A 19,285-nucleotide genomic window follows, 5' to 3' on the forward strand; every position below is an offset into this window, starting at 1 on the left:
AACCAATACCAATTTCCACCTTGGAAGAGCCAGCCGGTTCTTTTTTCACTGTTAATGTAGTAAAACCACGTATCGCCTTCAAGATGCCAGCCATTCTTGATGATGAGCACACCGTCAGACCCGAACTCCCATTTCTTGCCATCAACGATCTGGACGCCCGTTGCCATGTGTCCATCGGGGAAGAAGTAATATCGTTTTGCATCGATATTTTTCCAGCCAACAGCCATGTCGCCATTATAGTTGAGGTAATAGGTGGTTTTGCCTTTGGTGAGCCAACCTCGGTGCATGAAGGCATTTACGGGATCGAGGTAATACCAATTCCCGTTAATGGCTTGCCATCCGGTCAGACAATTGCCGCTTCCATCAGCGTAGTACCAAGAGCCTGCCGCCATAAACCAGCCGGTTTGGACTTTACCAGCAACATGGTACTGCCATGCGCCGTTCGTGTACCTCCATTCTGAAGACCCTCGTTTTGCAAGGCCATAAGTTTGGGCTAAGCCCTCCGCATCCGCTTCACCCATATTGTGCAACCATGTGTCGCTGCTGAGCTTGTTGATGTCTGCAGGATTATCAATAAACGCATGTTCAACGATGATTGCGGGTATGCCGGCGCTGCGAGCATGGCGGAGAATTGCGTAGTAATCTGCCATCGATCCGTCGGCGTACGATCCGCCCGTGCCGTAATCGCGCATCTTAATACCGCGGTTGGTCAGGCCTAGACCAACCAGTTTATCGAGGATGTTCTGTGCGAGAGTTTTTCCCTGGCCATGCGTCTCTTCATATTTCCAACTACTGGTGTTTGGATAATAAACTTCGGCTCCGTTGCCCCCACCGGAGTTGATATGAAGACTTACGATGACATCTGCGCCGTTACTAATTGAATTTGTGACACGATTCTGTAGATCCTCAGACGTGTTTGATCCTACGGAGGCGTCCGTTGTTCGGGTCATGTAGACCCCCACGCCGCTGTAGGTATCGAGCGCAGATTTGCAATAGCTGGCAATTTTGAGCGTAAGATCTTTTTCACGCAAATTGAAATATACGGCACCTGGATCATAGCCGCCATGTCCGGGGTCTAATGCAATGATGAGATTGTCTTTTGAAAGAGAGCGTGTTGTCTTTTCAGACGACGCCGCAGCGAGTACTTCGTTTGCATCCTCTACAGAGGTACTTAGCTCATTGTGCTCATTGAGGGTATACATGACAAGCTCATCGCTTGGTGCAGTAGACAGTTTGGTCTTTCCGTTAACTACACCATCGAAACTAACGCTTTGTGTCTCGCTGTCGGCGATACTGATTTCCGCTTGCCCTTCGATGGACTCGAATGTCACGGAATCAAGATAATAAGGTGCGCTTTTGTCAATAGGTATGCTGAACAGGGCGGCATTCCCGTTTATTGCCGATGCGGCCGTTCGATACGAATCGTCGTAGACACGATATCCAAGTGAGGCATGGGTAAGCTTTATATCTTCATCAGCTATGATGGCGATATTCTGAATTCCTCCCACTGGGACTTCCGCATGATCTATGTATACAAAACCAATACCAATATCTTGTGCAAAAGCTTGGTTGGGGAGAATGGTTAGAAGCATGAGCAGCAGTGGGATAAAGGCGGCTTTGGCACGATTTCGTATCTTCATTCGATGCTCCCATTCAATGGTCTCGGATGCGAGGCTAATTATACGGCACCGCTTCGATCGGGGGATATGGAGGGGCTATACTTAGTCGGCATAAAGCAAGTGTTGGTCACCATCCCAGCGGGGCGCCGACGGCCTCGTAGCGGACGTCGGCCCTGAAGCCCTTGAGGGACGCGGCGAGCGGGTACTCCCAGCCCTTCCCCTCGGATTCTACGCGCCCGCCCGCCCGCCGGGCAAGGTGCCTCGCGAGCTTGCGCCCCCGCCGCTCCCGGCGTCGCGGGGACTGCTCCGACTCGCGGGTGCGGGGAGGCAGCGCGAACCCCGACCCGAGCCAGCTGCGCAGCCGCGCCATCGCGTCGGCGCCCTCGGGCGACCACGCGCACGGGAACGAGCCCATGCGCACCTTGCACATGTGCTGCTGCTCGGCCTCCATGGCGCCCATCGACGGGCCGCCCCCGATCTCGGCGGCGTGGCGGCGCAGGTAGGCGGCGACCCCCTCGGCGCCGGACGCCGCCGTCCCGGCCCCGACCATCGCCTCGATGGCGCCGGCGCACGCATCCGCCCCCTCCGACCTCAGGACCGAGACCAGCCGCGACCCGTCGGGCGACGGCGCGCAGCGGCCCACCGCCCTGAAGACGTGGAACGGGTCGATGAAGCCGGCGACGTCGGCGAACGGCATGGAGGCGGCGCCGTTGACGTACTGCGCCTCGCCGTCGGTCCCGAGGCGCACGCGCTCGACGCGCGCCAGGTCGAAGCGCGAGCCCACCTGCGCCACGGCCCGCCCCCGGAAGTCGCCGGGCGCCTCGTCCACGCACCCCAGCCTCACGGGCTCGACCCCGCGCCCCTCCTCCTTGCCGGCGTAGGCCACCACGGCCTTCACCTCGGCCATCGACCCGTCGCGCATGCGCACCCACGTGCCGTCGGCCTCCACGAGCACCTCCTCGGCCGCGGAGTCGGCGCGGGGCGCCACCCCGTCGCGGAACAGGTCGCGCGCCCGGGCCCGCTCGATCCCGGCTATGGCCTCCCCGGCCGACCTCACCGAGTCCATCACCGTCGTCGCCGACACGGGAGAGCCGCCCGCGATGGCCATCAGCTCGGCCGTGCGGGCGAACGGCACGTCGGCCCCGCAGGTGGCCAGGAACGAGCGCGCCGACGGGCTCACGCGGTCGCCGGCGGGCAGGTCCAGCTCCTCGTCGAGCGGGTAGCGGGTGAGGCCTGCGCCGTCGACGAGCACGGTGCGGCGGAAGCGGACGTCGCCGCACATCGTGGCGAGGGCGCGCGGCCTGCGCGAGTGCACGCGGAGGCCCTTCGGCCGGGACGCCGCGAGCTCGCGGTCGCGCGCCTCGAGCGCGCGGGACATGGCCTCGGCGCAGCTGGCCAGCGCGACCGACCTCGCCTCGGACTCGAACGCCCCGAAGCCGCCGGGCTCCGCCCCCAGCATGTCCAGGAACGCGGTCTCCAACGCCGCCACGGCGGCAGGTGCGGTAAGATTCATCTCGGGTCTCCTCTTCCTCGAATCTCGACAATCCGAAGGTAAGGGAGGCCCGCCCTCATTTCAAACCAACAAAAACTTTATGCCGTCCTTCGAGGGCGGCGTCGACTTCCTGTTCGCCGAGCTCGCAGCAGACGCAGAAGGTTCCGAAGTCGTTTGCGTAGTCGCTCATGCCCGCGTACTCCCAGTCGATGAGGTAGTACTTGCCCGATGCGTCGATGAGAAAGTTGAGCATGAAGAAATCGTTGTGACAAAGACAGGCGGGGGGCGTTGTCTGCCCGGATGAAAGCTTCGAGTCGATCGACCTTTGCCGCCATCTCGTGGTATCCGGGGATATCGATCGGGCCCTTTTCGAGTAGTAGACGCTTGTATCGCTTGGCCTCATCGTAGAAGTCGAAAGTGCGCTCCACGGCCACATCGCTGTCGTGCAGGGCCCGTGCCATCTGCATGGCATGGGCTACTTGCGCGCAATTGCGGGGATCGAGCTGCGAGCAGTCGGGGATGAAGCGGCTGATCTTCCAGCCGCGGGTGGGGTCTTCGTAGATGAAGGTATCATCAAGGCCGAGTTTCTTGGCGACGGTTTGCGCGGCGACCTCGCCTTCGCGATCGATGAGGAGCTCCGTTCCCACGCCTGGATGACGGTACACGTATTCACCGGCATCGGTTCTAAAGTGGCAGGACAGGTTGGTGAGACCCTGCTTGAGTGGGTACACGTCGCGTATTTCTGCCTTCGTGCAGCCAAGAACCTGCACGATGCTGTCGAAGATGTCAGTATCGACGTTCTCTATGAAGTGGGGGTCGAACGCGCGCAGCTCGTCAAGGGAGTCGAATTCGTTGATGGCGTCTGTGGGGTATCTGCGCATGGTCATGGAGAATTCTTTGATATGGTCGATATAGAGCTCCTCCCACAGTTTGTCTTTTGTTGCAGGTCGATTGTATTCGGCTTCGAGGATTTCGACGAAACGCTTCGAGAATGCGCGATCGAAATAGACGTGGCCCAGCATATACCATGCATTCGATCCGCCGATTGAGACGGATTTGATGACGTCTTGGGCACCGGTGGTCATGCACCACTCCTTCGTGGCCCCTTCGGCGAACTGAGCGGAATAATATGCTGCGTAAACGTAGGGCTTGAAGGGGTTGATGATGAAGTAGTCATCGCTTGAGCAAATATAGGTGTTGCCGAGGCGCTCGCGGACTTTCATCAGGGAAGCATGGTTGTTACGCGATGCGTATTCGTCGTTGATGACGGTCGAGACGCCGTACTTGCTTTCAAGGTAGAAGAAGTATTCCTTTTTATATCCCACGACGATGGTAATGTTGTTGATGCCCGCTTCGCGCAGTTGCTTGATCTGGCGCTCGATGAGGATCTCACCCCGAACGCGAAGCAAGCCTTTTGGCTTCTCGTAGGAGATTGGAGCGAAGCGGCTTGAGAGCCCCGCTGCCATAATAATGGCGTTATCAACTTTGAAGGGATGGAGGGCTTCGAACCCCGCAGGGGTCACCGTGCCATCCTTCGTCAGGCCTTCGTCTTCGAGTTCCTTCACGATGCGGTTGACGGTTCCTAGCGAGGCGCCCGTCGCTTGGGCGATGGCACGCTGACTGGGATTTTCTGCAGTTCTTAGGACGTTTAGAACTTCGAATTGCTTCTTTGATATATTCATCGATGCCTCTTCGTGGTCATTGGTGTCCCGCTGCCTTATGGTGTTCGTTTTAGTACAACAAACGAATGAAACTGAACACTTCACAGGGCTGTTCCAAGATGTAGCCGCAAGGTGCATGTTCAACGCGTTTGTTTGGGGGATGGCTTGGGTTCCGAGCTTTCTGTAAAAGCCAATATGGCCTGGAACTCCATCGGTTCGCTCTTCTATTCGGGCTGTCAGTGGCTCACGACGGTCCTGATCGTGCGCCTTACAACGGGATATGACGCGGCCGGCGTGCTGGCGCTCGCCATGGCCGTCTCGAACGTCTTTGCCCCCGTGGCTCTCTATAAGATTCGCTCGTATCAGGTTTCCGACATCCATGAGAAGACTTCCAGCGGAGAATACGTCGGTTTTCGCATTGTAACCATCGGGTTGGCAGCGCTGCTTACCATAGGCTATATGGTTGCCACCTGTCCTGCGAACGCCTATCTCGCCATCTGCCTGTATAGCGCGTTCAGATTCATCGATTTGTTCATCGATGTCCTTCACGGAATCGACCAGCAACATGCGCGTATGGACTACTGCGGTAAATCGATGCTTGCCCGCAGTATACTGTTCACCCTGTCGTTTGCGCTCGCGTTGTATTTCACCAACAACCTTGAAATCGCTATCGCCGCCATGATCGTCTCGACGCTCCCCGTCATGTCCTACGATCTTCGCCGCGCGGGAAGCCTATCGTCGGTGGTTCCCGTGTTCTCCGGGAACGGTGTGCGGCGCCTGCTCGTCGAATGCTTCCCCGCGGTGCTTGGTACTGTCGCTTGCTCACTGGTCGTGACCGTGGCCAGGCAATACCTCGGCATGACGGAGGGGGAGTCGGCCCTTGGCATCTACGCTACGGTGTGCACGCCCATCGTGCTGATCCAGGCATGCTCTTCCTATGTCTACGCCCCGCTTCTGGGCATTTTTGCCTCCAAGCTTGATCGAGGGGATTTGATGGGCTTCGTAAAGCTTCTGGTACGGGTGTTCTGCTCGTTTGCAGTTATCTTTATTGGCGGGGGTATCCTTTTTCTTCTGTTCGGTGACGCATTTTTGCGACTGGTCTTCGGTAGCGCAATCGCCGAATACGGATTCTTGATGTATGCGGGTTTGGCGAGCTCTGCCTTCGCGGCATGCATCGCGTTCGTGACGGACCTTTTGATTGCGATGAGGGATATGAGGGGGACGCTCATCGCCAATCTTGCAGGGTGCGCCATCTCGCTGCCTGCCTCGGTTGTGCTCGTAGATGCATGTGGAATGAACGGTGTGAGCTATTCCATCGCGTTTGCATACTGCGTCGCCGTCATACTCTCTTGCTGGCGGATCGCGCACGGTCTTCGCGAGCTGCGTCAACGTACGGTCGATGCATAAGGAGTAAGTGTGAATAAGGATGAAGCGCTGAAGAAGCTACAGCTCAACGAGCTTGAAATTCTCAAAACAATCGCCGCACTCTGCGATGAGCACGGTATCGCCTGGTTCATCGATGCGGGAACGCTACTGGGGGCCGCTCGGCATCAGGGCTTTATCCCGTGGGACGACGACATCGACATCGCGATGCTCCGATCTGATTTCGATCGCTTCATCGAGGTCGCACGGGGCCATCTTCCCGATGGGTACTCGCTTCATACGTTCGGCAACACCCCCGGTTTCGCGGGGATGTTTGCGAAGGTCTACCGCGATGGTACCGTGTTCGCGACAAGGGAGACCCAGGAGGCGGGCTGCGACCAGGGTATCTTCGTCGATATCTTTCCCTATGACTTTCTTGAGCCGGATGAGCGCATTGAGGCGAAGCAGCGTCGCACGGCGAAACTATGGCAGTCCGCTTCGTACCTTTGGCATTCGAAGACCATTGTCGTTCCGCATGGAGGGGGGTTAGGTCGCATCGAGGCAGTGGGCTGTCGCGCGGTTCATTACCTTGTAAAGGGCATCTTCTCTCGTGAGGGCATCAAGCGGCGATTCGATCGTGCCATCGTGAGGAGGGAGTTGCATCCAGACGATGTCGTGCTGGAGTTGGCATGGCCCAATGTTCAAGGGTATCGGGTGGGGGATTTACTTCCCGTCTCAACTCTTTCGTTTGAGGGGATTGATCTTCCGGTTCCGCGAGAATGGGAGCGCTATCTCGTTCAGATGTACGGTGATTGGAAAAAGCTGCCCGAACTTGAGAACCGTCGCACGCATCTCCCGCTGCTGCTGCGATTCCCGGATGGGACCAGCTGGTCGAGCGAGTAGCGGTTTTTCTTTGCTTTTCAGAGTCCGCTCGTCGGTCTGAGTTACATCGGGGTTCGACGCTTCCAGGCGTCGTGCCCCTGTTGCCATTGAGGGGGCGAGCCGGCATGACGAGTGGAGTGTCGTGATTCTTGCTCCATCCGAGTCAGCCATCACCTACGGTCTAGACTTTTGCCAGGCCTGTGAGCACCGTTTTTCCCGTGATGCCTGCGTTTAGCGCCGAAGGGGGCCGCGACCTCCACGTCGGCGACAAGTTGATTCGATCGACGGACGGGGCTTCGTCGTCTAGGCAAAGGCCGGGCGAGGACTGCCAAAGCTAGGAGGCGATTGCGATGATCCTACGCTCCCGTTTTGATAGCTGGGATCTTGTTCTGGCTGCTGCTCGGTTGGGTCATTACCGTCACTTGGTCTTCTTCCAGGATGCCTGGTGCTCGCTATCATGCTCCCGCAGCGCAATCTCCTGCGTGAGTGCCGTTACCTTGCGGCGCAGCCTAATGAGGTCGCTCTGCAGCCTGAAGTCTCTGATGAGTAGCAGGGCGATCATCGCGAGAAAGATGAAGTTCGATGGCGACTGGAACCCAAGCATGTTGGAGAAGAAGAATGCGATCTCGGGGAAGGCGGCGAGCACGACCAGACTGGAGCTCAAGACGAACCAATACAGTGCGTCAGCGGTCTCGAATGCCGATTTCTTGATCTGCTTCGCTACGAATAACAGGACAACGACGGCGTTTGCAAAAAGGAAGATTCTGAGGGCGAGAGACATGCTACCTCCTAAACCAGAGTGAGAGCAGGATGCTGGAGCAGGCGACGGACATATAGCTGATCGATTTGGACAGGGTGAGATAGCTCTCACCGGCATGTCTGTCACGCATGGAAACCTGGCGCTCGACCACGTCCATACCGCAGCGCTTGATAAGGAACGCAAGCGTATCGGGCTCGGGCGATAGGTCGTCGCGGCTGGCGAACAGCTCGATTACCGAGCGGTTGTAGATACGCATGCCCGAAGTGGGGTCCTTGATGAGCTTTCCGGTGGTAAGGCGTATGAGCGCAGAAATAAGGTTCGATCCCAGCATCCTGAGCGAGGCGGGCTTGTCCTGTGTGACGAATCGTGAGCCGATAACGACGTCGGCGCCCGTCTGCTCCATATCGCGGACGAGGTTCTCGATATAGACAGGGATGTGCTGGCCGTCCGCATCGAACTGGATCGCATGGTCGTAGCCGTGGCGGTGGGCGTATTTCATTCCCGTCTGGAAAGCGCCGGTTAGGCCCAGGTTTGCGGGAAGGTCAATGATGTCGTATCCGCGCGCGCGACACAGTTCGGAGGTCCGGTCGCGCGACCCGTCGTTGATGATCACGTAATCGTATAGGGGCGCTTGTTCACGAAGCTCTTCGACCGTGGCTATTATCGATTCCTCTTCGTTGTATGCGGGGATGATGACGAGCGTTGACATTCCTAATGCAATCCTTTTTTTAATATTCCGTAAAGCGCAGTATTATATGATACGGCAGAATGTCGATGTGCGGGTGTACCATATGCAAAAGCGCAGAAGCGTGCATCTCTTTATTCGCGAATCGTTTCAATTCACCGGAAATGGGGTCTCTTTGTCGGCTTTCTGCATATTCTCTGCACTGTATGCACCAAGCATGGGTGGTGTTGAGCGCTTTACGCAAAGTCTTGCGATGGAGCTTGCGCACAGGGGGCATCGGGTCGTCATCGTGACGAACGATACGGGCGACCTGGGCCCCCATGAGCTCATCGACGTGCGGGGCGTTGCTGCGGCCGATGGCCGTGAGGCTCTCGACGGAGCGCCGCCGGATGGTCGCACGGGCCATATTGAGGTATTTCGCTTCCCCTGTATGTCGCTTCTAGGTGGCCGTTATCCCGTCCCCATCAAGAATGCTTGCTTCAGGTCCATCGTCTCTGCACTCGATTCGATGGCGTTCGACGGCGTTCTCGTGAATACGCGATTTTACATCCACTCCCTTCTCGGTACCGCATTTGCGCGTCGTCGCGGTCTTCGCCCCATTGTCCTCGATCATGGCTCGGCCTACCTCACTTTGGGGAGCAGCTTTGCCGATGCCGTGATAGCGCGTTACGAGGATGCTGTTACGGCGCTGCTCAAGCGTCAAGGTGTCGATTTTTACGGTATCTCTCGTAAGAGCTGCGATTGGCTGCGTCATTTCGGTATCGAGGCTAGGGGTATCATCAGCAACTCGATCGACGCGGATGCGTACCGTGCCCAGGCGTCCTCGCGCGACTTTCGTTCCGATTTCGCCATTCCGCGCGAATCCATGATGGCGGCGTTCACGGGGCGCCTGATACCCGAGAAAGGCATCTTCGTCTTGCTCGAGGCCTTCAAGCTTCTTCAGGACTACGCCGGTGTTTCAAAGGACGGCGACGACGGAATTCCTCATCTGGTCGTTGCCGGCGATGGCCCGCTGCGCTCGGAGGTGGAGGGGTGCGGGTTGGACAACGTTCACCTTGCCGGCCGTCTTGATAGCGGCGACATCGCTGCGCTTCTGCTCCAGTCCGACGTATTCTGTCTGCCGACCCGCTCTGAGGGTTTTTCAACCTCGCTACTCGAGGCATCGGCTTGTGGAACCCCGAGCGTAGTTACGGATGTGGGGGGTGCGTTTGAGGTGATACCCGACGAATCCTGCGGCCATATCCTCAGGAAAGCCGATGCGGCCGAGCTCGCCGAGACGCTTCGGGGCATGTCCGGCGCACGCTCCGAGCTCGCTTTGATGGGGGAGCGCACGTACGCTCATGTTCGCGTCTCCTGCTCATGGGCCTCGACAGCCGATCAGCTGCTCGCGGCGTTCCGGGCTTGCGAGCCTCCTGTTCTATAATTCTGCAACTTGTTCGTTTCGTTCTTCGTCTGTGTATCGTCTGTGTATGGTGATGGGTTTGTCCTGGTTCGCATTTTTTATGCTCGTTGCTTTCGATATCGCGGTGCTGCTGATCCCGATGCTGTCTTTGCGATCCTTCGGGTTTTCGACCCCGGTATCCATCGGTGTCGCCCCCTTGGTTTCCATCACGGTCCTGTGTGCCATTGGCATCTTCTACGATGTTCTCGGTGCTCGCGTTTCTGCCACCGTGATGGTTGCGTCACTTGCGGTGGTTTGCGCCGTTGCCGGTCTGGTTGCCGTCGCCTTTCGCTGTGTCCGCTCGCGCAAGGGGCCCGTAGCGACTACGGCGGCGCAGTCCCTTTCGGGGACCCATTTCGCGTCTGAAGGGTCTCAAGTCGACGCTCCCTGCGAATATAGCACGCTGCCACGCGCATACACTGTCTCGCGCTGTCTGTCCGCTGGCCTTGGCGGCCGCCTGCGCTCGTCTCTCACGAGTTCGCGCGTCGACCGCTGGGGAGCTCACTTGTCGGAATTACCGCTCTACGTCGTTATCGGCTTCCTGGTATCGACGGTCATCTTCGTCGTGCCGCTCGATGGCCCAGAATCCTTCGTTCAGTATTCCGATAATCTCGCGCACATGGGCCGTATCGAGACGATGGCTGTAGACGGGCAGTATTCCATTCTCAATACGTGATACTATCCGCTCGATCTCCCGATAGAGTCGTGTCCCACGCCGGATAACCGAGGTTTCTATCCCGCCGCGTTCACGCTTTTCGCCGCTTTGGGCGTCGATTTGTTCGATTATTCCGTCACCGCTGCTGAGAACGCGTCGCTCCTCGCCTTCATGGCGTTCGTATATCCTGTGGGATCGTATCTGCTGCATTCGGTATTGTTCCGGCAAAGGCGGGGCATCATTCTTGCAGGTGCGTTCACGTCAATGATGTTCGTAGCCTTTCCGTTTGGCTTGCTGCTCTACGGTCCACTCTATCCGAACATGGCTTCGATGTGTTGCGCCCCCCAGGTCGCGTTTCTGTTCATCTCGACCTGGTCCCCGGCAAGACCGGTTGGGCAACGGTTGCTGTATGCCTTCCATTTCGTAGTCGCATCCATCGCTTTGGCCGCATTGCAGCCCAATACGGTCTTTTTGCTTGCGGTCTTCCTCGCTCCGTTCTGCTGCCACGCTCTCTTTGGGTTCGCCTCGCGCGCGGTCAAGGGCGGCGCGTTCGCATCTAAGGGGGCCGGTGTTGCCGCGGCCCTCGCCTTCGCCCTTTTCACCGTTGCCATTTGGATCGTCTGCTTCAAGCTGCCTGCATTCGAATCGGTCGTCACCTTCAACTGGGAGAGTCTGTATTCTGTCCCGTACGGAATTTGGACTCTGCTGAGCCTCGCATTGCGCCGCGACCTGCCCCAGTATCTGGCCGCTGCGCTCGTCGCAGTAGGATTCCTGCTCGCTTTCAGGCGGGACGACCGTTGGTTAGCCGTGAGTTATGCCATTATGGGCGCAATCTACGTTGTGGGAATCACCATGGAAGGTCCGCTCAAGCAGTTGCTTGCCGGTTTTTGGTATACGGACCCCCATCGCACGGCGGCGTCGGTCGCCTTGCTGGCGGTTCCGTTGGCCTCGTTGGGGCTGGGTTCGCTGACCGATGCACTCTATCGTGCTCTTCCCGAAAGGGTTAAGGCACCTCGCGCCGCGCATTTCAGCGTGGCGATCCTGTTCGGCGTTGCCGTATCCTATGCGAACGTCATGTTTCCGAATTACGGCTATCCCCAGGGAGCGTTCCATGAGGCGTATGCGGAGCTGACCGCTGAGAACAAGCAGACGAAAAACAAGCTGCTGACGTTTGATGAGAGCGCGTTTCTCAAGCGTGTTGCCGAGGTCACCGGCGATGACATTGTCTTCAACAACCCCTTCGATGGTTCGGTTTTCGGCTACTCCCTTTATGACGTCAACGTCTACTATAAATCGTTCATGCTGGACGATGAATCGAGCGACTCGATTGTGCTTCATAGCAAAATTCACCAGTACGGATCGAACTCTTGCGTCCAGGAAGCGGTTGCGCGCACTGGTGCGCGCTATGTCCTTGTGATGGGCACCTCGAACTTCAAACCGTTCCAGGAGCATACGTTGTGGTCTCCCTATACCCTGTATCCCTTCGTGCATTGGACCACCTTCGATAAAATTGATCCGTCGGATCCGCATTTCAAGCTCGTGCTCGATGATGGGGAGAACAAGCTGTACGAGCTGATGTGATGATACGCGCGGGACAATCGCCTCGACGATCGCCCCGCCGAGTTATTGGGACGCCTCGAGTCTGGAGAGCATGATGGCGCGTCGAACAATCTATATGGATGTGCTGAGCATCTTGTCCTGTATGGCGGTGGTCTATCTCCACTGCTCAACCGTTGTCTTTTTGAACGAGGGCAACCTTCTGTGGTTCCTGTCCGTTATCGTCCAGTCGCTGTTCAGTTTTGCCGTTCCTGTCTTCTTCATGATGAGCGGCGCGAATCTGCTCAGCTATCGCGAGAAGTACGACACGAAGACATTTTTGAAAAAGCGTCTGAAGCGTGTGGTCGTTCCACTGGTGGGGTTCAGCTTGCTCTATTACGTGCTTTCCTGCTGCGCGCCGGGCGCATTCGGCCTTTCGGCTCGCGAGCCAAGTGTCTCGGACTTCGTAAGTGAGCTGCTGACGAATCAGATCTGCGATGTCTATTGGTTCATCTATTCGATTATAGGGCTCTATCTAGTGACCCCGCTGTTATCCTACGCCGCGCGGAATAAGCAGCTCCTCCGCTATCTGCTCGCGCTCAGCTTCGTCTCGACAGCCGTCATTCCGTTGATCAACCGGTTCGCGCCGACGCATACGTTGCTGAGTCTCTTTGCCATTCCGTATCTTACAGGACCCATCTTCTTCTATCTACTTGGGTACTACGTCCAACATCATGTCGAGATCGATAGGAGGGCACGTGGCGTCTCGGCTCTCGTCATCGTTGGGTCGCTTGCCATCATGGTCGGCATGACCTTGAAGACCAATATCGGTCATACGGTTGCTTCGGGCGAATTTGCAGACTTTGACAACTTCTACCTGAATATCCAGCACGTGTTCTGCGCCTGCTATTCCTGCGCGGTCTTCGGGCTGCTGAAGGGCGCCGAGCCGTGGTTCCAGAAATGCGGTGTATTCCGCAGCGCAGGCTTTCGCTTGCTTTCCTCCGTCACGCTGTACGTATACCTGATCCATATGCTCGTCATCAACATGCTTGATGTCTATGTGCCCCATAGCGTTATATGGGATCTTGGCGTCAGGCCCCCGGTCGTCGTCCTGGTCTCTGTGATGTTCGGGCTTCTTCTGGTCGCTGTTAAGAATGTCGCCAACGGGCTTTGTGCCCGTTTTGAACGCAATGGTTAGGTGAAAGATGAAAAAGCCACGCGTATCAGTTCTTGTGCCCTTCTATAATGTCGAACGTTATTTGCCGAAATGCCTCGATAGTCTTGAAGCGCAGACGCTGAAGGATATCGAATTCATCTGCATAAACGATGGGTCGACCGATTCTTCACTCGAGATTGCTCAGCGGTATGCCGCACGCGACGACCGATTCCAGATTATAGACAAAAGGAACTCGGGCTATGGGGCGTCGATGAACTGTGGAATGCGCGCCGCGCGCGGCCATTACATCGGTATCGTCGAGTCGGATGACTTCGTCTCTCCCGATGCATTCGAGGAGCTCGTTGCGCGCTCTCGGTTCGGGATGCTCGATATTGTGAAGGCTGATTACTTTGAATATGACGGTGCTGATGTCCGTTCGTTCCCGTTTGCATCGTTTCCACACGGATGCGTCATTGATCCCCGCCGCTATCCCCAGATTCTGCGGACGGTGCCCTCGATCTGGGCGGCAATCTACAAGCGCTCGATGCTCGAGGAGAACGGCATCAGCTTTATCGAGACGCCGGGGGCATCGTTTCAGGACACCTCGTTTACGCTGCGCTCCTGGATGGCCGCACGGCGTGTGCGCCTTGTCGATGCAGCGTATCTACACTACCGCGTTGACCGTGTCGAATCCTCGGTGAAGTCGGACAACAAGGTGTTCGAGGTTTGCGGTGAATTCGCGTGCGCTCTGGAGTTCTGTCGTGCCGATCCCGCTCGATCTGCTGCCTTCCTCTGTGACCTCTTTGGACAGCAGTTCAGTACATATCGGTGGAATTACGACCGTATTTTCGCAGCGCACCATCTAGAATTTGCCGAGCGTTGGGCCAATGAGTTCCGAATCCCCTTTGAAAACGGGGAGCTCGATGAATCTAGATTCGAGCCTGGTGACTGGGCTCTTATGCTCGAGCTGTTGCGTGATCCTGCTGCCTTTGCGGTTTCACGCGGATGACATCGCGATCCGCGTGAAAGGGGATGCGGGCGGGTCGATCGGCCCGCCCGCTCTTTGCTTTAGCGGCAGGGCTCCTTGATCGCGCCCAGCCAAACGTCGGTTGGGTTGAGGATCTCCTCTGGTACGATGGGATGGTTGCGCTGCTCAATGCTGGTTGCCACTATGGCGGTGACATCGATCTCGAGCTCCCTGTCTTCGATGGGATGATCCGGATAACGGCAGGTTTCCGCCAGATAGCGCATCGTGTTCGGATAATGTGCATAACTCGCTGCGCATGCGTAAGATCCTGGGATGCCCAAGATGCTCGCGATGAGTGCGGAATGACGTTTGCACGAGAGGTAGATATCTCAGCTTGTGAGCGCAGGCTTCGATAGGCCCGTCTCGCCGTCCGTGATTTCGATATGATCCGTCAGCGTGTCGTTTGCCGCGATCTGGTCGAGAAGTCCGTGGTGATAGCGATGTCCTTCATGGCGAAGTTTGATGAAGGGTGCGAGTTGGATGTGGTGGTCGGCGTCTGCACAGCATGGGTCGGTGAGAGCCGCGGGGTAGTGCCCGCGCGTGGATTCGATGCGGAGCGCGACGAAGTCGATCGCGATGAGGCGGCCACCTTCTCGTCCGTCCTTTTCTCGCCGGGATGCTGTTTGCATGCGGTCGGAGCGAAACTGCTACAGCCCGTTGCTCGCGTAGGCTAGATTGTGACAGGGCTCGACCTTATCCATGTAGACCCTGCGTTGCTTTAGTGTCTCGATGGGTAGGAGGCCACGCAGCGAAAGGTTTCGCATCCCGTGTTGACGACTTTGAGTTTCCGTGCGAATTTCGACTCACCGAGGTCCTCGCTCGTGCTCATTTACAAGGATCTCTCCCGAGCTCGAGGAACGCCTGCAACGTCGCAATTTCGAGGTTCACGTATTGGGCGTCGTGTTTTTCAAATTCAAACCGCGCTTTGGTTTCGTTGGCCGCTCAATGCGTGCCGGCAATCGCTGCACGCTTTTTCGATGCGAGATCCATGTTCATCCGGGTATCTTGTTTGAGTCGATGAATGTGCGCTTGAAATGATCAGCTGGTAGGGGTGGCTGCATGAGTCGGTTGATGAATTCCATGGCTCCTCTGAGTCGACGCTCGATTACTCTATTCGGTTCATGTGCGGAGAGGCGCAGTGGTTCACCGCGCATCTGTCAATTGTCAGCGGTCTAGTACAATGGCGATGTCATCATCTCGTTCTTCATCTTTATGAAGTCGTTCAGCCTGGAGGGTTTTCGTGCCCCGATTCTCTATCTGCATAGCTTCATACAACGACGGGGACTATCTCTCCGACTGCCTTTCAAGCTTGTTTTCTCAGGATTTCGAGGATTTCGAAGTCGTGGTCGCCAACGACGGCAGCATCGATGCGACTGAGTCCATCTTGATGGACGCTTCTGTCCATGACCGGCGCGTGGTGCCTGTCATGTTGTCAGAAAACCAAGGGACTCATTGCGCCCGAGCTGCAGCCGTCGAGCGCGCTCGCGGTGACTACATCTTGTTTCTCGACTCTGATGACAAGTTGCTGCCGGGGACGTTGACGGCGCTGGACGAGCGCCTGGCTCGGACGAATTCTGATTACCTTCATTTCGGTATGGAAATCGTTGCGTCTTTTGCGATCGATGCCGCTGAGGTCACTGACATGGAATCGCAGGCGAACGCCCGGCTGCACGTCGCAGACCGTACCGATATCCTTTCGCTCGCGTATGCGCTCGAGGGTGGGTATCAGCTTGATTGGCGTGTCACGCAGCGCGTTTTTGCCGCGTCCACCGTGAAACGGGCTTTTGAATCTCTTCCCTATGAGCGCATTGGTTTCGCAGAGGACGGCCTCGAGCACTTCGCAATAGCTTTGCACACCAGCCGCCCAGTGATCGCGAACGACATCAAGGGCTACCGTTATAACTATGGCACCGGGGCGACCGGGGGCAAATCGTTCTCGTTGCCATTGTGGTCGCGGGTCGCCGCCTCCTTTGGCCTGGTGTCCCGGGTCTCCCGTCAACTCGCCGAGCAGCTTGAAGGACAGTGCGATCCGCTTCTCGCTCGTGTGGCGCTCGATGCGGCGGACGGGTTCTCTAGCCGTCTAGGAGAGCTCCTTTTTGCCCAGTGGGACGTTCGCGACGACCCTGTCCTTTCTCAGGAGGTCTTCGAGCAGGCGTCCAGCGCTTTCGGGGTCGTTCCCACAGCGGCGCAAGTTATGAGACTCGTTCGCGATGAGGCGTACGCCGTCTGGGATGCTGGGGGTGTTCCAGGTGACAACAGACGGTTTCTCGCGTGGTATGCATGGGCAGAGCATGCGGTTGAGGTAGCTGGTGTCACTGCGACATCGGACGCGGCGTATCGGCTGTATCAAGAGTATCGCGATGTTGCGGCGGGCCATATTCGCGATCTTGGGCTTCGTGAGCAAGAGCTTAAGGCAGAGTTTTTTCCTCAATCAAAGGCTGAGGGCGATGAATCGGAGACATTGCTGCATCACGTGCTCTGCCGTCTAGTCAAGAAGATTCGTTGAGCTCGCCTTCTGGAAGGTATTATTTAAGTAACAATGTCAGTAATGGGAGGCTTTTGTGCCACGTTTTTCTGTTTGCATCCCCTCGTATAACAACGCTTGCTATTTGGATGCCTGCGTTAAGAGTGTTTTGTCTCAGGATTTCCGCGATATCGAGCTCATCGTTATCAACGACGGTAGCACCGATGATACCTGCATGCTTCTGAATCGGATCGCTTCTAGTGATGCCCGTGTGATCGCTGTCAATCGCGCCGACAACCGCGGGCTGCACCGCACGCGCGCTGAGGGTGTTGAGCTTGCTACTGGCGACTACACCGTGTTTCTTGATTCAGATGATGAATTCCTTCCTGGCTTTCTTACGAAGCTGGATTCCGCCCTTCGGGCGAATCCTGTTGATTTGCTGCATTTTGGTATCAAGGTGGAGGACTGCGGCGTAGGGACTTCCGAGGCCAGTCAGTTCGAGAGCTATATTAACGCGCCTCTCGAGGAGTTGACTGGTGAGGGCATCATGCGCGCCGTCTTCTCTCCGGGCGTGGGAGGTTGTCGACAGGATTGGCGTTTCACACAACGTGCATTTGCGACGCCGCTGTTGAAGCGCGCGTTCGATTCCATGACCGGGGCTGATTTGGGCCGTGCCGAGGATGCGTATGAGAGCTTCGTAACGCTTGCCATGGCGACCCGTTCGGTCACGCGGAACGATATCGTTGGACTGCTCTACAACTATGGCCGCGGGGTCAATTCGGGCTCCTCGCTTTCTATCGAGGACTTTGCCGAGGATGCTCATGAGTTCTGGTCCTCCGTCTGCGCAATCAAAAATCATGCGGAGCGTATGGGCACGACCGTTGCCAAGGAATGCTCCGATGGTGCTCGTTGGAAGCTTTTCGACTTGCTGTTCAATGACTGGTCGAATCGTGTCGCGGACTGCGATAAGGTCGAAGCGGCGCGTGCGGCTGGCGTCCGCTCCTCGTATATCGCTTGCGCTGTCCAGTTGATGCGTCTCGCCCGCGATGCTGCGTACTCCGCATGGGAGGCGGATGAGTCCCTGGACGAGGGCGCGTCGTTCCTCGAGTGGTACGAGGCCGCTCGGGAGCTTGCGGGCAACGAGGCGGCGCATTCACGCCGGTATCAGGCGTTTTACAACGCCGCCCATGGGCATATCGACGATTTGCGCCGTCGCACCAGGCTACGCACTTTCGATGAACAAGACGTTCGCATCTTTGTTTCCACCCATAAGCGCGTCGACCTTTTCGATAGTAAAGTCCTGCAGCCGGTACAGGTCGGTTGCTCCATGCGCGACATGCGCTACGATTGGGCTCTGCATGATGACGAGGGTGAGAACATCTCCACGCTCAATTCCATGTATTGCGAGCTCACGACTCAGTATTGGGCGTGGAAGAACATCGATGCACCCTATATCGGTTTCTGCCATTACCGTCGCTACTTCGATTTCTCCCCCGAGCTCCATGAGCAGAATTCGTATGGCGAGATCATGGATGGCCGCATCGACCAGGTTTCCCAGGCAAAGTACCATTTGGATGACGCGTCGATCTACAAGGCGCTCGAGGGTGTCGACATCGCGACCACGGTGGTCCAAGATATTCGTTCCTACATGGGTCCCGAAGCGACGCTGCGTTCCCAGTATGATGCCGCCGACCATCTCTACGTCGAAGATCTCGACCGTGTCGTCGACATACTGGTAAGGCGTCACCCCGAGTACTCCCAGGACGCCCGCGCGTTCCTCTCCGGTCATACGGGCTGTTTCTGCAACATGTTTATCATGGGGCGCGATATCTTCCGCGCTTATTGCGAGTGGCTCTTCCCGCTTCTCGAAGAATTCGTGAACACCACCGATATGAGCAAGTACAGCCGTGAGGGCGTCCGCACCCCTGGCCATCTGTCTGAGCGGCTTCTCAACATCTACCTGCTCCATCAACAGCGCATGCATCCGGAATTGTCGATTAAACGCCTGCAGTGTGTCCATTTCCAGGAGCCTGATTATAAACCGGGACTCAAGATGCCCGTGCGCCTCGACGACCTTCGCCAGATCGTTCCCGTGGTCTTCGCATCGGATAACAACTACGTGCCGATGCTCACTACGACAATTTACTCGATGCTGTCGAACGCCTCGAACAACTATCGCTACGATATCACCGTCTTGCATCGTGACATCTCCGGTGCGAACCAGGCGATCATGCGCGAATTCTTCTCAAGTTACGACAACGTCAACCTTGGCTTCTGTGATGTCTCGCAGGTTATCGAGAAATATAACCTCACGACGAATAACCCGCACATCAGCGTCGAGACGTATTATCGCTTCTTGATTCAAGATCTGCTGCCGTATTACGACAAGGTTCTGTATCTCGATTCCGACTTGATCATCAGGGGGGATGTCTCCGAGCTCTTCGCTACCGATCTGGGCGATTCGCTGCTGGCCGCCGCGCACGATATCGATTTTGTCGCCAACGTTAATATGAAGCGTGGCGATCGCCTCGCCTATGCCAAGGAG

The 19,285-nt window shown here is 56.9% G+C and carries 14 protein-coding genes and 2 pseudogenes; 9 read left to right on the forward strand and 7 right to left on the reverse strand.

Annotated elements, in window-relative coordinates; all coding sequences use genetic code 11:
• The 4 genes and pseudogenes from ACT8II_RS01315 to ACT8II_RS01330 form a co-directional block, all read right to left on the reverse strand.
• Positions 1-1,640: N-acetylmuramoyl-L-alanine amidase (locus tag ACT8II_RS01315; RefSeq protein ID WP_443812842.1), on the reverse strand; the 1,640-nt coding region annotated here is incomplete at its 3' end.
• A gap of 106 nt (positions 1,641-1,746) precedes the next feature.
• Positions 1,747-3,132, reverse strand: a complete 1,386-nt coding sequence (locus tag ACT8II_RS01320) for a UPF0236 family transposase-like protein (RefSeq protein WP_443812843.1) — start codon at positions 3,130-3,132, stop codon at positions 1,747-1,749.
• Between the two features lie 55 nt (positions 3,133-3,187).
• The gene (locus ACT8II_RS01325) at positions 3,188-3,583 is read right to left on the reverse strand and encodes a phosphotransferase (RefSeq protein ID WP_317440064.1); all 396 of its coding nucleotides are present in this window, start codon (positions 3,581-3,583) and stop codon (positions 3,188-3,190) included.
• Between the two features lie 721 nt (positions 3,584-4,304).
• A pseudogene (locus ACT8II_RS01330) lies at positions 4,305-4,910 on the reverse strand (NTP transferase domain-containing protein); the annotation flags it as partial.
• Between the two features lie 57 nt (positions 4,911-4,967).
• Between ACT8II_RS01330 and ACT8II_RS01335 the strand changes: the two are divergent.
• Positions 4,968-6,179: a lipopolysaccharide biosynthesis protein gene (locus tag ACT8II_RS01335; RefSeq protein ID WP_443812844.1), complete on the forward strand. Its 1,212-nt coding sequence runs from the start codon at positions 4,968-4,970 to the stop codon at positions 6,177-6,179.
• 9 nt (positions 6,180-6,188) lie between these two features.
• Positions 6,189-7,037, forward strand: coding sequence for a LicD family protein (locus ACT8II_RS01340; protein WP_118653756.1), 849 nt, complete (start codon positions 6,189-6,191; stop codon positions 7,035-7,037).
• A 397-nt stretch (positions 7,038-7,434) separates the two neighbouring features.
• On the opposite strand, the gene ACT8II_RS01345 is transcribed toward ACT8II_RS01340, so the two are convergent.
• Both ACT8II_RS01345 and ACT8II_RS01350 read right to left on the reverse strand, forming a co-directional pair.
• The gene (locus ACT8II_RS01345) at positions 7,435-7,797 is read right to left on the reverse strand and encodes a DUF2304 domain-containing protein (protein ID WP_158574824.1); all 363 of its coding nucleotides are present in this window, start codon (positions 7,795-7,797) and stop codon (positions 7,435-7,437) included.
• Position 7,798: 1 nt separating this feature from the next.
• On the reverse strand, positions 7,799-8,485 hold the full coding sequence (locus ACT8II_RS01350) for a glycosyltransferase family 2 protein (RefSeq protein WP_443812845.1): 687 nt from the start codon (positions 8,483-8,485) through the stop codon (positions 7,799-7,801).
• 193 nt (positions 8,486-8,678) lie between these two features.
• Between ACT8II_RS01350 and ACT8II_RS01355 the strand changes: the two genes are divergently transcribed.
• The 4 genes and pseudogenes from ACT8II_RS01355 to ACT8II_RS01370 all read left to right on the forward strand — a co-directional run bounded on the left by ACT8II_RS01355 (position 8,679) and on the right by ACT8II_RS01370 (position 14,258).
• Complete coding sequence (locus ACT8II_RS01355) at positions 8,679-9,884, forward strand: glycosyltransferase family 4 protein (RefSeq protein ID WP_158574825.1); 1,206 nt, start codon at positions 8,679-8,681, stop codon at positions 9,882-9,884.
• Positions 9,885-9,963: 79 nt separating this feature from the next.
• A pseudogene (locus ACT8II_RS01360) lies at positions 9,964-12,138 on the forward strand (DUF6541 family protein).
• A gap of 70 nt (positions 12,139-12,208) precedes the next feature.
• On the forward strand, positions 12,209-13,291 hold the full coding sequence (locus ACT8II_RS01365; protein WP_443812846.1) for an acyltransferase: 1,083 nt from the start codon (positions 12,209-12,211) through the stop codon (positions 13,289-13,291).
• A 7-nt stretch (positions 13,292-13,298) separates the two neighbouring features.
• Positions 13,299-14,258, forward strand: coding sequence for a glycosyltransferase (locus ACT8II_RS01370; protein WP_304292365.1), 960 nt, complete (start codon positions 13,299-13,301; stop codon positions 14,256-14,258).
• A 59-nt stretch (positions 14,259-14,317) separates the two neighbouring features.
• On the opposite strand, the gene ACT8II_RS01375 is transcribed toward ACT8II_RS01370, so the two are convergent.
• Entirely contained in the window at positions 14,318-14,500 is a 183-nt protein-coding gene (locus ACT8II_RS01375) for a hypothetical protein (RefSeq protein ID WP_304292364.1), read from the reverse strand.
• 225 nt (positions 14,501-14,725) lie between these two features.
• On the opposite strand from ACT8II_RS01375, the gene ACT8II_RS01380 reads away from it, so the two are divergent.
• From ACT8II_RS01380 to ACT8II_RS01390, 3 genes are all read left to right on the forward strand, one after another.
• Positions 14,726-14,950 carry a hypothetical protein gene (locus tag ACT8II_RS01380; RefSeq protein ID WP_317439996.1) on the forward strand — a complete coding sequence of 75 codons (225 nt, stop codon included), beginning with the start codon at positions 14,726-14,728 and terminating at the stop codon, positions 14,948-14,950.
• 566 nt (positions 14,951-15,516) lie between these two features.
• Positions 15,517-16,782 carry a glycosyltransferase family 2 protein gene (locus ACT8II_RS01385; RefSeq protein ID WP_443812847.1) on the forward strand — a complete coding sequence of 422 codons (1,266 nt, stop codon included), beginning with the start codon at positions 15,517-15,519 and terminating at the stop codon, positions 16,780-16,782.
• Between the two features lie 55 nt (positions 16,783-16,837).
• The coding region (locus ACT8II_RS01390) for a DUF4422 domain-containing protein (RefSeq protein ID WP_443812848.1) at positions 16,838-19,285 on the forward strand (2,448 nt) is incomplete at its 3' end.

It is taken from the genome of Collinsella sp., from assembly GCF_052346665.1.
In the GTDB taxonomy this organism is placed as follows: Bacteria; Actinomycetota; Coriobacteriia; order Coriobacteriales; family Coriobacteriaceae; genus Collinsella.